Genomic DNA, 13,536 nt, shown 5'->3' with positions numbered 1-13,536 from the left:
TTGCCCGATGAGCCAATCATCATCTGTACGCCAGGAGTATGAAGTGGTCCTGGAGCCGTTGCTGACGGTGCCGCTGGAGCGCGAACTGCCCCTCGGCCAGCGTCTCTGGCAGCAGGGCTGGTTACGCAAAAGCCTGATTCTGGTCGTGCTGGCCGTGCTCTGGGAGCTGGTGGCGCGCTACCAGAACAACGACCTGCTGCTGCCCACGTTCTTGCAAACGAGCAGTGCCCTGTATCACGGCCTGATCAGCGGTGAATTGCTGAGCAAGGTGGGCATTTCAATGGTGGTGCTGCTCAAGGGGTACCTGATCGGGATTCTTCTGGCGTTTGCGCTCACCACGCTGGCGGTCTCGACCCAGTTGGGTCGTGATTTGCTGAGCACCCTGACGTCGATGTTCAACCCGTTGCCGGCCATTGCCCTGTTGCCACTGGCATTGCTGTGGTTCGGGCTGGGGCAGAACAGCCTGATTTTCGTGCTGGTGCATTCGGTGCTCTGGGCGTTGGCCCTGAACACGTATGCGGGTTTTCTCGGCGTCTCGGAAACCCTGCGCATGGCCGGGCGCAACTATGGGTTGAAGGGCATCCGCTTTGTGCTGTTTATCCTGATCCCTGCAGCGCTGCCATCGATCCTCGCCGGCCTGAAAATCGGCTGGGCATTTGCCTGGCGCACGCTGATTGCCGCCGAACTGGTGTTCGGCGCCACGAGCGGCAAGGGCGGCCTGGGCTGGTATATCTTCCAGAACCGCAACGAGCTGTACACCGACAAGGTGTTTGCCGGGCTGGCGGTGGTGATTCTGATCGGCTTGCTGGTGGAGAACCTGGTGTTCGCTACCCTTGAGCGGGTCACGGTCAAGCGCTGGGGCATGCAGCGCTGATGTGCAAAATCCGGAGCGCTTGAAGGCGCTCCGGGATTATTTCCCGCCGGCCTGATTCTTCAGGCCTTTGTACTTTCTGGCCCGTTCTTGCGGCAAAAACGTTGTCGTTTAAACGCAAAAAATCCCCGTTTTTCAAGCGTATGCCCGTGATTGATGGCTATGTGCTACTTATTGCTTGTCATTCATGGCAGGCGTTGGCATGATTTTGACACTAAGGTTATTCCCTAAGTGTTTGCTGTCGGGATCACGGATCACGCTCTGCTTGATGCAGGCATCATCCTCACCTCGCTGCTTCCTTGATGTATCTCCTGAATTTTCCCGGAATCGCTTGATGGCACTGACGATTGCGGCGAGTTTCAAGCTCGGCCGTTACGTTCAAATCGGTGATTTGGCTTCACGACCTCTTTTTCGGAGCGAACGCCATGCAGTTATTCAAAAAACTGATGAACATTCTGGAGCAGGCTGATCGCAGTCGCGAGCGTACTGGCAATCCTTTATTTGTCCCGCCTGAGTTTGAACACCTGAAACGGGATCTCAACATCGTTGAGCAAGCCCGGCGCCACGGTGAGCAGGGCTATCCCCCTGAGGAAGCCACCCGGCTGACGGCGACTGAAGAGACCATCCGTGTGACCCTTGAGCTGGAGCGGGAAAAGGTCCTGGCATGGGCCGAGTCGCGGATCGCAGCGGTTCAAAATCGTCTGGATGCCCTGGATATCGGCGCTACGGTGAGCCGCTGTGCTCATGTTGACCAGGATTTCGAACGTGCCGTAGACAGCCTGGTGAGCGATTACGCGATACGGCTGCAGCGCCTGGAGTACAGCGTGCGCGAGCGTGAGGCTGAATTGTGTGCCTACAAGGCAGAGCATCACTCGGGATTCGAAAAACATCAAAAGCGCCGCAATCAAGCGTTGGGGATCTATCAGGACGAGATTGCCGACGTGCGCAATGAACTGATGGCGCTCAAGCAGCAGTTTCTTGAAAAGCTTGAGTCCGATGTTCTGGCGTGCAATGAGCAACTGGTCAGCTACCAGTCGGCCCTGGACGAAAAGCGCAATGTGAAACCCCGGCTGGCCAGTGGCCTGAACAAGGCTGAAATGATTTTGGCCGGGCTGGTTCAATGCTATCGCGCCGAAAACCAATTGCATCGCAATGGTCGACGAGTGCCTGCTTACTTCAGTGAACGTATTGCGCTGCAGGCAATTACATTGCCCGAGAGCGATGTGGCTGAGGATGAAATTCGTCTGGCCTCGCAGCAGCAAGCGCTGGTGGAACTGATTGAACAGCTGGAGCAGATTCGCGGCCGGATTCAGTCCTCGTTCTATCAAAAATACAATCAACTGATGCCGCTATCCTGGCTGCCTGAATACCCGCCTGTGATGGAGCAACGCATCACTGCAAGCCCGGTTTGAGGTGAGTGCGGGCTGGTCGCTTACGTCCAGCCCAGCGTGACTGCCGTCAACAGCAGATACCTGGCGCCCTTGGCCAGGGTGACGATCACCACGAAACTCCATAGTGGTTCGCGCATGATGCCGGCAATCATGGTGAGCGGGTCGCCGATTATCGGCACCCAGCTCAGCAGCAGCGACCATCGGCCATAGCGCAGATAGAACGCGCGGGCCTTGTCGAGTTTTTGCTCGCTGACCGGAAACCAGCGTTTGTGCCGAAAGCGCTCGACCGAGCGGCCCAATACCCAATTCAGGACCGAACCCAAAACATTGCCGAGGGTGGCCACGACCAGCAGTGTCAGGGCGACGTACTTGCCGGACAGCAGCATGCCGACCAGCACGGCTTCCGATTGCATGGGCAGGAGTGACGCGGCACCGAATGCCGCGAGGAACAGGCCGAAATAGCTGGTTAATTCAAACACGCGAACTTCCACGAGTGATGGGCGCCGGCCTTGTGTTGTGGGAGCGGGCTTGCTCGCGATACAGGCGCTGTGGTCTTTCTGGCAAACCGGGCCGATGCTATCGCGAGCAAGCCCGCTCCCACAGAGATCGAGGACAGTTGCTCGCGCAAAGGCGTGGTCAGGCGGCCCTTATCGCAGCCTTTTGCAGCGACTACAAGTTTTGTGATTCCAGCAGGTGGCGCTGTGAGGGGGCAGGGTTGACGCGGCATCAAATGCCGCCAGGAACAGGCCGAAATAGCTGGTTAATTCAAACACGCGAACTTCCACGAGTGATGGGCGCCGGCCTTGTGTTGTGGGAGCGGGCTTGCTCGCGATGCAGGCGCTGTGGTCTTTCTGGCAAACCGGGCCGATGCTATCGCGAGCAAGCCCGCTCCCACAGGGATCGAGGACAGTTGCTCGCGCAAAGGCGTGGTCAGGCGGCCCTTATCGCAGCCTTTTGCAGCGACTACAAGTTTTGTGATGCCAGCTGGTGGCGCTGTGAGGGGGGCAGGATTGACGCGGCATCGAATGCCATCAGGAACAGGCCAGAAACAGCTGGTTAATTCAAACATGCGAACTTCCACGAATAATGGACGACGGCCTTGTGTTGTGGGAGCGGGCTTGCTCGCGATACAGGCGCTGTGGTCTTTCTGGCAAACCGGGCCGATGCCATCGCGAGCAAGCCCGCTCCCACAGGGTGCGAGGACAGTTGCTCGCGCAAAGGCGTGGTCCGGCGGCGCTGTGAGGAGGGCAGGTTCGCACAGCGGATCTGATCAACTACAGGTCGGATTCGCACAAAAAAACCGTTCTTGTATCTGTTCGAATGATCCTCAACGACCCGCCTGCCGGCGGCTTCTGATGCTCGATCACAGACAAGGACCCAAGACATGCAAATGCCGAAAACCATCCAGATCAAAAACGGTGAAAAGGTCTCTCCCACGTTCTCGGCTCAGGAGTACGCCAACCGTCAGGCGAAGCTGCGAGCCTATATGGCGCAGAACAATATCGATGCTGCGGTATTCACGTCCTATCACAACCTCAACTATTACAGCGATTTCCTGTACTGCTCGTTTGGCCGCAACTATGCGCTGGTGGTGACTCAGGACAGCGCAGTCACCATCAGCGCCAATATTGACGGCGGCCAGCCGTGGCGCCGGACCATGGGCACCGACAATATTGTGTATACCGACTGGCAGCGCGATAACTACTTTGTCGCGATCCAGCAGGCCCTGCCCAAGGCCGGTCGCATCGGGATCGAGTTCGATCACATGAACCTGCTCAATCGCGACAAGCTCGCCAGCCGTTACCCCCAGGCCGAGCTGGTGGATATTGGCGCGCCGTGCATGCGCATGCGCATGATCAAGTCAGCCGAAGAACACGCCATTATTCGCCACGGTGCACGGATCGCCGATATTGGCGGTGCGGCCATCGTGGAAGCGCTGCGTGATCAGGTGCCCGAATATGAAGTGGCGCTGCACGCGACCCAAACCATGGTGCGGGAAATCGCCCGTACCTTTCCCGATTCCGAGCTGATGGACACCTGGACCTGGTTCCAGTCGGGGATAAATACCGACGGCGCACACAACCCGGTGACCACCCGCAAAGTGAACAAGGGCGATATTCTGAGCCTCAACTGCTTCCCGATGATTGCCGGTTACTACACGGCGCTGGAGCGCACCCTGTTTCTGGACCACTGCTCGGATGAGCATCTGCGGCTGTGGGAAGTTAACGTGAAGGTGCATGAGGCTGGCCTGAAGCTGATCAAGCCCGGCATGCGTTGCTCGGACATCGCCTTGCAACTCAACGAGATCTTCCTGGAGCATGACCTGCTGCAATACCGCACTTTTGGCTATGGCCACTCGTTTGGCACTCTCAGCCATTACTATGGCCGCGAAGCCGGGCTGGAGCTGCGTGAAGACATCGACACGGTGCTGGAGCCGGGCATGGTGGTGTCCATCGAGCCGATGATCATGATTCCCGAAGGTCGTCCGGGTGCGGGCGGGTATCGCGAGCATGACATCCTGATCGTCAACGAGCAGGGCGGGGAGAACATCACTCATTTCCCGTACGGCCCGCAGCACAACATCATCAAGAAGTAGTGTTGCCATGACCCTGTGGGGGCGGGCCAGCCCGCTCCCACACAATTGCCAAGCTCGATACCAGCGCATGCGTACGCAGATTACGCAGCGTTTTCTGACCTGTTTACCCCTGCCAAAAAGAACACAATGAGGGTATCTGTCATGTCCCGCGTCCCGACGTTGCTTGCCGTTTTCCTATCCCGCATCTCTTTCCCCGGAGGTGCTCAATGAGTATCCCAAGTGCAAGTCTGGCATTACCTCTGACAACCGAGCAGCAAACCGAGCGTCTCAGCGAGCGCAAGGCGCTGCGCCGTGCTGCCACGGCCAGCTTTATGGGCAACTTTGTCGAGTGGTTTGACTACGCAGCCTATGGCTATCTGGCGACTGTCATTGCGCTGACGTTCTTCCCGCAAACCGATACCACCACAGGGCTGCTGGCGACCTTCGCGGTATTTGCCCTGTCGTTTATCGTGCGCCCCATCGGTGGTCTGGTCTGGGGTCATTTTGGCGACAAGTACGGGCGGCGCAGTGCCTTGTCCTGGTCGATTCTGATCATGACCCTTTCGACCTTTTGCATCGGCATTCTGCCTACCTACAACCATATCGGCCTGTGGGCTCCGGCGTTGTTGCTGTTGATTCGCCTGATGCAGGGCTTTTCGGCGTCGGGGGAGTACGCAGGGGCCTCGGCCTTTCTGGCCGAGTACGCGCCCGAGGGCAAGCGTGGTTTCTACACCAGCATTGTGCCCGCGAGTACCGCCGCCGGATTGCTGTTTGGCGCGATGTTTGTTGCCGGAATGCACGCGCTGATGACCGTCGAAAACCTTCACGACTGGGGCTGGCGCCTGCCGTTTTTACTGGCGGCTCCCTTTGGTCTGGTAGGGCGCTATATCCGCGTGCACCTGCAGGACTCACCCAAGTTCCTGGAAATGGAACAGCGACTGGAAGCCAAGGAATGTGCGACCCATGCTCCGGTCCGTGAATTGCTGACGGTGCATCGTCGGGCAGTGATGATCGGGATTGGCGTGACCTGCCTGAACGCCGTGGCGTTCTACCTGCTGCTCAGTTACATGCCGACCTATCTGTCGACTGAAATGGGCATGAGCGAGAGTGATTCGTTTATTGCCTCGACGGTGTCGCTGGCGACCTATATCGGGCTGATTTTCCTGATGGGCACGCTGTCTGACCGTTATGGCCGAAAGACCATGCTGGTCACCGCGTCGGTGCTGTTTTTGCTGCTGACATTTCCGCTGTTCGGGATGCTTGGCAACCCGTCGCTGCTGGTGATTCTGATGATTCAGATTGCCTTCGGCGCGATGTTGGCCATGAACGACGGCACCTTGCCGTGTTTCCTGGCCGAGATTTTCCCGACCCGGGTCCGTTTCAGCGGATTTGCCTTCAGTTTTAACGTGGCCAACGCGGTGTTCGGCGGGACTGCCCCGTTTATTGCCACCTGGCTGATTCATATGACCGGCAACAAAATGGCCCCGGCCTGGTATTTGCTGGCAGCGGCTGCGGTAGCGCTGGTTGCGATGCTGGCCAGTCGCGAGACGGCGCACACCGCGTTGCAAGACTAAACACACCGCTGAAATACGCCTGTGGGAGCGGGCTTGCTCGCGAATGGCTCGATGCGCACTGATTGTCAGACCGCGTCAAAGCCATCGCGAGCAAGCCCGCTCCCACAGGTTTTCTGGCCTGTGGGCAGGGCTCAGTGCAACGCCACTTGCTTGCGCTCACCAATCGGCGACACCCCAAACAACCGGCTATAACATTTCGAAAAATGCGCCGCCGAGACGAAGCCGCAGGCGAGGGCGATGTCGCGCACTTGCGACTCGCTGCGCAGCAACAGGCTTCGCGCTCTGGCCAGGCGCAGTTCCAGGTAATACTGGCTCGGTGTGCGCTGCAGGTGTTTGTGAAACAGGCGCTCCAGCTGACGCACCGACACCTCGTTCAAGCGCGCCAGGTCTTCAAGGCTGACCGGCTCTTCAAGGTTGGCTTCCATGATGGCTACCACCTGGCTGAGCTTGGGTTGGGAGGTCCCCAGCTTCTGGCGCAGCGGCACCCGTTGCTGCTCCTGCGCTCCCCGCGCCCGGTCACACAGCAGCAGCTCGGCCGCATGGGCGGCGATTTCCCGGCCACCCGGCTCGCGAGCGATCAGTTGCAGGGTCATGTCCATCGACGCCACGCCGCCCGAGCAGGTGTAGCGGTCGCGATCCAGTTCAAATAGCTGATTGGAAATAATGATCCCCGGGAAATGGTCCTTGAGGGTCTCGATGTCTTCCCAGTGAATGGTGCAACGATAACCCTTGAGCAAACCGGCCCGTGCCAGCCAGTAGCTTCCGGTGCAAATGCCGCCCAGCGCGACCCCTTCGTGTGCCAGCTTGCGCAGCCAGTTGAGCACGGGCCGGCTACTGAGGTGGGACACGATGGGGTTTGAACCCACCACCAGCAAAATGTCCAGTTTTGGCCCATCACCCACCACATGGTCGGGCAGGATGCGCATGCCATTGCTGGCAGTGACCGGGTCCAGGGTAGGGGCGATGCTCACGGTGCGAAACATTTCACAGCGGGCGGCCATGTTGGCCATGCGCAGGGTTTCGATGGCTGAGGCAAAACCGATGGTGGTGAAGTTTGGTATCACCAGAAAGCCCACGGTTTTTACCGTGGGCATGTTGATCGGTGACGCTGTAACAGGCGTTGCCATCCTTACGCTCCTCTAGATGACCCCGGACGCGTTTAGCGTCGGGGTTCACGCAGGTTGTTGCATCTCCAGGCCGGGGCTGGGGATGCAAGGTTCTGTGCTTTGGGAGTCAGGAAGCATTTGTTGTGCCAGCAGCTAACAGCTTGTTATTGCGAAAAAAATTATTGCCGTCAGAGGCCCGAGGATGACCGGCGTGTGTGGCCCCGTCCCGCTGAAGGTGTCGGCGACAGGTACCGCCAGCGCTCGCGCTGCCTGGTTGCCACGGCCATGACCCTGGTCAAACGCCCTGACTTTAAAAGCCGGTACAACCCCTTAGTGAGGAGTCAATAACAATACCAGCACGGCCCGTTTCGAGGGGATCACCCCAGATCGACGCCTTAAAGGAATAACGCGATGCTTTCTACCTTCCCACGTCTGGCGCTGGTCGGCCTGACGTTGTTTTGCACTGTTCAGGTGCAGGCCGGTGAGCCGACAACGGCCCCTGTCCCCGAAAAATCCCTGATCGAGCGGGGCCAGTACGTGGCCAGGCTTGGCGACTGCATAGCCTGTCACACCGCCCAGGGAGGGGCTGTGATGGCAGGTGGGCTGGAGCTGAAAACGCCGATGGGCACGATATATTCGAGCAACATCACGCCAGACCCCGAGACCGGTATCGGTCAGTACAGCTTTGAGCAATTTGACCGGGCCATGCGCGAAGGGGTGACGCCTGCGGGGCAGAACCTGTACCCGGCCATGCCGTATCCGTCCTACGCCAAGATGAGCGAAGAGGATATGCGCGCGCTTTACGCCTACCTGATGCAGGACGTAACGCCGGTAAAAATGGCCAATATCGAGGCGGACATGGGCTTTCCGTTCAACCAGCGCTGGGGCCTGGCGCTATGGAACTGGGCCTTTGTCGACCAACAGCCGTTCGTTGCCGACCCTGGCAAAAGTGCCGAGCTGAACCGGGGGGCTTATCTGGTGCAGGGCCTGGGGCATTGCGGTTCCTGCCACACGCCTCGGGGCATCGCCTTCCAGGAAAAGGCCCTGGACGATGGGGGGCGCAGTGGCAAGCACTACCTGGCGGGTGAAACCGTTGAAGAATGGCGCGCCTTGAGCCTGCGCAACCTGTGGACGGTGGAGGACACGGTGCAGTTGCTCAAAACCGGGCAAAACCGGTTTGCCACGGTCTCGGGCAACATGGCCGACGTCATTCATCACAGTACCCAGCATTTCACCGACGCGGATTTGACCGCCATCGCCAGTTACTTGAAGTCGCTGCCACCGGGCAAGGATGATTTGCCGATGCCTGCTGTGGCAATCGAACCTGCCAAGGCGCCGGACACGCTGTTTACCAGCCGTGGCGGGTTGGGCTACACGCAGTTCTGTGCCGACTGCCATCGCCCGGATGGAGGGGGTGTCAAAGGCATGTTCCCGCCGTTGAACGGCAACCCGGGGATCGTGGCGGCTAACCCGACCACCCTGTTGCACATCACCCTGACCGGCTGGAAAACCCCGCAAACTGCGACGCACCCACGGGTTTACACCATGCCCGGGTTTGCGCGCCTGGGGGATGATGAAATTGCCGAAATCCTGAGTTTTGTGCGCAGCAGTTGGGGTAATGACGCCCCGGCGATCAAGCCCGCGCAAGTGGCCAGCATGCGCAAGCAGCTCAACCCCCAGACCACTGACGAGAGCGCGTTTGTGACGCCGCGACTGGCCAATCTGCTCAGCGCTGCCAATGCCGACCAGGTGGTGCGCGGCATGCGCTTGCACTTGCAAACCAAGGCGTTGCTGGCGGACAACGTCGGCAATGCGCTTAATTGCACCAGTTGCCACCTGAACGCGGGCACCGTGGCTGATGGCTCTCCGTTTGTGGGTGTGTCGGCGTTCTTCCCCAGCTATGCGCCGCGTGCGGGCAAGGAAGTGACGTTGGAAGAGCGGATCAATGGGTGTTTTCGCCGTTCGATGGATGGCAAGCCGTTGCCGGTGGCCTCACCAGATATGCAGGCGATGGTGGCGTATTTTGACTGGATGAAAATGAACACCGTTGCGGGCGACAAAGTGGCAGGTCGGGGCGTGGGCAAGGTTGATCCCACCATCAAGCCCGATCCTGAAAACGGCAAGGTGATTTATGCGCAGCAATGTGCGGTGTGCCACGGTGACAACGGCCAGGGCCTGAAGCATGCCGACGGCAGCTTTGTGTACCCGCCGCTGTGGGGGGACGAGTCGTTCAATATCGGCGCGGGCATGGCACGCACGTACACGGCGGCGGCGTTCGTCAAACGCAACATGCCGATCGGCTTCCACGAAAAATTCCCGTTGGGGCAGGGTGGGCTATCGGATCAGGAGGCGGTGGATGTGGCGCAGTACTTCTCCCATCAGACACGGCCTGACTTTGTCGACAAGGCCAAGGATTGGCCTGAAGGCGGCAAGCCGGTGGATGCACGGTATTGAGGTAAAAGCCCGCGCCCTCTCACGGAAGGAGAGGGCTGGGGTGCTTTTCAAACATGGGGGGTCGGGTGCGCCTTGACCTGCGGGCTGGCGTATTGCGGTTTGAGCACGCCCTGGTTGTCCAGCAGCCAGGCGTCCATCACCTTGCGCACCACGGGCCCCGCCACCCGGCCACCGGCTTCGCCGTTTTCGATCATCACCGAAATCACGATCTGGGGATCTTCAGCTGGCGCAAAGCCTACAAACAAGGCGTTGTCGCGATTGCGCTCGGCGGTTTTGAGGCGGTTGTAACGCTCGCCCTGCTTGATCGCCACCACCTGTGCCGTACCACTTTTGCCGGCAATCCGGTATTGCACACCCTGGGCCGCTGCCCGGGCGATGCCGCGCGGGTCGTGCATCACCAGTTGCATGGCGTGGTTGACCTGATCCCAATCCCGGGGATCACGCAGCACCAGATTGGGGATCGGGTGCTCATCCACCGGCGGCGTACCGTCAACGGTTTTGGCCAGGTGCGGACGGTTCCATACACCTTTGTTGGCAATCAATGCGGTGGCCTGGGCCAGTTGCAGGGGGGTGACCTGCATGTAGCCCTGGCCGATCCCCAGAATGACGGTTTCACCGGGGAACCAGGCCTGGCGGCGGGTGCTGCGCTTCCATTCACGGGACGGCATCAGGCCGGACGACTCTTCAAACATGTCCAGGGACACCTTCTGCCCAAGCCCGAACTCCGCCATGTAGTCATGCATGCGGTCGATGCCCAGTTTGGAGGCCAGGTCATAAAAGTAGGTGTCGTTGGAGCGCATGATTGCCGCGTTCAAGTCCACCCAGCCATCGCCGCTGTGGTTCCAGTTGCGGTACTTGTGATCAACGTTGGGCAGCTGGAAATAGCCCGGGTCAAATACCCGGGTCGAAGCTGAAATCACGCCGCTGTCCAGGCCCGCAATCGCCACTTCGGGCTTGATCGTCGAGCCGGGTGCATACAGGCCACGCAAGGCCCGGTTAAACAGCGGCTTGTCGATGGAATCACGCAGGCTCGAATAGTCCCTGGAGCTGATGCCGGTCACGAACAGGTTGGGGTCGAAGCTGGGTTTGCTGACCATGGCCAGCACTTCGCCCGTTTTCGGGTCCAGGGCAATGATCGAGCCACGACGATCGCCCAGGGCTTCTTCGGCAGCTTCCTGCAGCTTGATATCCAGGCTCAGTACGATGTTTTTACCGGCCACGGCATCGGTGTGGCGCAGTACGCGCATGACCCGGCCCTGGGCGTTGGTTTCGACCTCTTCAAAGCCGACCTTGCCGTGCAGTTCATTTTCATAAAAGCGTTCGATGCCGGTCTTGCCAATGGACTGCGTGCCCCGGTACTGGGTGGCATCCAGTTGTTTGGCTTCTTTTTCGTTGATACGCCCCACATAACCGACCGAATGGGCAAAGTGATCGCCCTGGGGGTAATGGCGTACGAACTGTGCCTCGACATCGATACCTGGCAGGCGGAATTGATTCACGGCCAGCAGGGCAATTTGATCTTCCGTCAGCTCGTACAGCAGGGTGGAGGGATCAAACGGGTGGCGCGCCTGCTTCATGGCCTTGGCAAATATCGCCCGGTCTTCGTCAGGCAAATGCAGGATGCTCATCACCGAGTCCAGCACTTTGGCGGTATCCCCGGCCCGCTCGCGGGTAATGGTCATATTGAAGCTGGGTTGGTTATCGGCCAGCAGCACGCCATTGCGGTCGTAGATAAAACCGCGCTCAGGGGGGATTGGCAGCACGTGTACGCGGTTGTTCTCGGAGACCGTGGAGTTGTAGTCAAACTCGGTGACCTGCAAAAAATACATACGGCCGATCAGCGCGCAACTGATGGCCAGCACCAGCCCCGCGCACGCGATCAGTCTTTTATTGACCAGGCGTTTTTCGCTTTCGTGATCTTTAAGAGGGATCGGTTCGGGCATGTGGGGTGTCTCGCGTGAGTCAACAGATAGCAGCAGCCAGCCAGGCTGCGAAATTCGGCGCACACCTTACCAAGAAGCCTGATGTCGAGTCAGGTTATTGGTTGGCTTGTATATGAAAGCCGACGGGCTGTTGTGGCTGTAAACTGCACTTTTTCAAACGGAGCCCCCATCAATGCTGCCCTTGATCAACTGGCACCCCCATGCGCCCTTGCAGCGCCTGCACCTTGACTGGCTGGAACAGGCAGGGGTTGAGGTGGCCGTGCTGCGTCTGGACCTGATCGATCCGCTGATCAGCGGCAACAAGTGGTTCAAGCTCACCGAGCACTTGCTGGCGGCCCATGCCGCGGGGGCTGAAGGGTTGATCAGCCTGGGGGGCGCCCATTCCAATCATTTGCATGCCCTGGCGGCAGCCGGTAAGCGTTTTGGCTTTGCCACCGTGGGGCTGTTGCGTGGTCATCCTCAGCAAACCCCCACCACGCTGGACCTTGAGCGTTATGGCATGCAGTTGCACTGGCTGGGTTTTGCCGGTTATCGGGCCCGCCATGAACCCGGCTTCTGGCAGCCCTGGCAGGCCATGTACCCGAAGCTGCATCAGGTGCCGGAGGGCGGTGGCGGGCTGGCGGGAGCCTCGGGATGCAAGTCGCTGGTGAGCAGGGTGCGCAGTCAGCTGGCGGATGTGGGCTGGGATGATTACGACGGCTGGTGGTTGGCGGCAGGCACCGGAACGACCCTGGCCGGGCTGGTGCTGGGTGAGGAGGGTGCGCGGTGTGTGTATGGCGCGCTGGCGGTGCCACTGGATCACGGTGTCGCGCCACAGGTGGAGGCCATTTTGCAGGCGGGCGGGGCAACGGAGCGCAATTTTCAGTTGCTAGAGGCCAGTCGCGGTGGCTTTGCCAGGGTCGATGACGAATTACTGGGGTTTATTCAGGACAGCGAAGCGGCCTGTGGCTTGCCGCTGGAGCCTTTGTATACAGCCAAGGCATTGATGGCGCTGGAACAGGCGGTCAAGGAAGGGGTCGTTGCGCGGGGGATGCGTCTGGTGTTTGTCCACACCGGCGGCTTGCAAGGCCGCCGGGGGTTTGCGTAATCACCCCGAATGCAGGATCAATGTGAAAATGGGCTTGCTCGCGCTACAGGCGCTGCGGTCTGCCAGGCAAACCGCAGAGATACCATCGCAGGCAAGCCAGCTCCTACAGGTTGGGTGATGTCCCTGACGGCAGGATCGATGTGGGAGCGGGCTTGCTCGCGATGCAGGCGCTGGGGTCTGTCAGGCAAACCGCAGGGATACCCTCGCAGGCAAGCCAGCTCCCACAGGTTAGGTGATGTCCCTGACGGCAGTATCAATGTGGGAGCGGGCTTGCTCGCGATGCAGGCGCTGGGGTCTGCCAGGCAAACCGCAGGGATAGCATCGCAGGCAAGCCAGCTCCCACAGGTAGGTGATGTCCCTGACGGCAGGATCAATGTGGGAACGGGCTTGCTCGCGATGCAGGCGCTGCGGTCTGTCAGGCAAACCGCAGGGATACCAGCGCAGGCAAGCCAGCTCCCACAGGTTAGGTGATGTCCCTGACGGCAAGATCAATGTGGGAGCGGGCTTGCTCGCGATGCAGGCGCTGCGGTCTGTC

The 13,536-nt window shown here is 59.6% G+C and carries 9 protein-coding genes; 6 read left to right on the top strand and 3 right to left on the bottom strand.

What is annotated here, in order from left to right:
• The first annotated feature begins 7 nt into the window (after positions 1–7).
• Together AACY07_RS15550 and AACY07_RS15545 are read left to right on the top strand one after the other, a co-directional pair.
• A complete protein-coding gene (locus AACY07_RS15550; RefSeq protein ID WP_133078545.1) occupies positions 8–874 on the top strand; it encodes an ABC transporter permease in 867 nt (288 codons plus the stop codon).
• A 422-nt stretch (positions 875–1,296) separates the two neighbouring features.
• Positions 1,297–2,283 carry a hypothetical protein gene (locus AACY07_RS15545; RefSeq protein ID WP_339475842.1) on the top strand — a complete coding sequence of 329 codons (987 nt, stop codon included), beginning with the start codon at positions 1,297–1,299 and terminating at the stop codon, positions 2,281–2,283.
• A 20-nt stretch (positions 2,284–2,303) separates the two neighbouring features.
• Here the strand turns inward: AACY07_RS15545 and AACY07_RS15540 are convergent, their stop codons facing one another.
• Entirely contained in the window at positions 2,304–2,741 is a 438-nt protein-coding gene (locus tag AACY07_RS15540) for a YqaA family protein (RefSeq protein ID WP_339475840.1), read from the bottom strand.
• Positions 2,742–3,646: 905 nt separating this feature from the next.
• On the opposite strand from AACY07_RS15540, the gene AACY07_RS15535 reads away from it, so the two are divergent.
• Positions 3,647–4,858, top strand: a complete 1,212-nt coding sequence (locus tag AACY07_RS15535) for a M24 family metallopeptidase (protein ID WP_339475837.1) — start codon at positions 3,647–3,649, stop codon at positions 4,856–4,858.
• Positions 4,859–5,169: 311 nt separating this feature from the next.
• Positions 5,170–6,411: an MFS transporter gene (locus AACY07_RS15530; RefSeq protein WP_445261387.1), complete on the top strand. Its 1,242-nt coding sequence runs from the start codon at positions 5,170–5,172 to the stop codon at positions 6,409–6,411.
• Between the two features lie 131 nt (positions 6,412–6,542).
• On the opposite strand, the gene AACY07_RS15525 is transcribed toward AACY07_RS15530, so the two are convergent.
• Positions 6,543–7,538, bottom strand: a complete 996-nt coding sequence (locus tag AACY07_RS15525) for a GlxA family transcriptional regulator (RefSeq protein WP_339475833.1) — start codon at positions 7,536–7,538, stop codon at positions 6,543–6,545.
• A 390-nt stretch (positions 7,539–7,928) separates the two neighbouring features.
• Here AACY07_RS15525 and AACY07_RS15520 point away from each other — a divergent pair, with 390 nt between their 5' ends.
• The gene (locus AACY07_RS15520) at positions 7,929–9,971 is read left to right on the top strand and encodes a c-type cytochrome (protein ID WP_339475831.1); all 2,043 of its coding nucleotides are present in this window, start codon (positions 7,929–7,931) and stop codon (positions 9,969–9,971) included.
• Positions 9,972–10,018: 47 nt separating this feature from the next.
• On the opposite strand, the gene mrdA is transcribed toward AACY07_RS15520, so the two are convergent.
• Positions 10,019–11,914, bottom strand: coding sequence for a penicillin-binding protein 2 (gene mrdA / locus AACY07_RS15515; protein ID WP_339475829.1), 1,896 nt, complete (start codon positions 11,912–11,914; stop codon positions 10,019–10,021).
• Positions 11,915–12,086: 172 nt separating this feature from the next.
• On the opposite strand from mrdA, the gene AACY07_RS15510 reads away from it, so the two are divergent.
• A complete protein-coding gene (locus AACY07_RS15510) occupies positions 12,087–13,001 on the top strand; it encodes a 1-aminocyclopropane-1-carboxylate deaminase/D-cysteine desulfhydrase (protein ID WP_339475827.1) in 915 nt (304 codons plus the stop codon).
• Positions 13,002–13,536: the final 535 nt, after the last annotated feature.

The sequence above is a fragment of the Pseudomonas sp. RL_5y_Pfl2_69 genome (genome assembly GCF_963970465.1).
Lineage (GTDB): Bacteria > Pseudomonadota > Gammaproteobacteria > Pseudomonadales > Pseudomonadaceae > Aquipseudomonas.
Note: the sequence above shows the minus strand (reverse complement) of the source record. Positions and strands in the feature narration are given on the sequence as shown.

Excerpts from the sequence above, each read along its gene's own strand:
- AACY07_RS15550 (WP_133078545.1), top strand. The coding sequence starts at position 8 with ATGAGCCAATCATCATCTGTACGCCAGGAGTATGAAGTGGTCCTGGAG.
- AACY07_RS15545 (WP_339475842.1), top strand. The coding sequence starts at position 1,297 with ATGCAGTTATTCAAAAAACTGATGAACATTCTGGAGCAGGCTGATCGC.
- AACY07_RS15535 (WP_339475837.1), top strand. The coding sequence starts at position 3,647 with ATGCAAATGCCGAAAACCATCCAGATCAAAAACGGTGAAAAGGTCTCT.
- AACY07_RS15530 (WP_445261387.1), top strand. The coding sequence starts at position 5,170 with ATGGGCAACTTTGTCGAGTGGTTTGACTACGCAGCCTATGGCTATCTG.
- AACY07_RS15525 (WP_339475833.1), bottom strand. The coding sequence starts at position 7,538 with ATGGCAACGCCTGTTACAGCGTCACCGATCAACATGCCCACGGTAAAA.
- AACY07_RS15520 (WP_339475831.1), top strand. The coding sequence starts at position 7,929 with ATGCTTTCTACCTTCCCACGTCTGGCGCTGGTCGGCCTGACGTTGTTT.
- mrdA (WP_339475829.1), bottom strand. The coding sequence starts at position 11,914 with ATGCCCGAACCGATCCCTCTTAAAGATCACGAAAGCGAAAAACGCCTG.
- AACY07_RS15510 (WP_339475827.1), top strand. The coding sequence starts at position 12,087 with ATGCTGCCCTTGATCAACTGGCACCCCCATGCGCCCTTGCAGCGCCTG.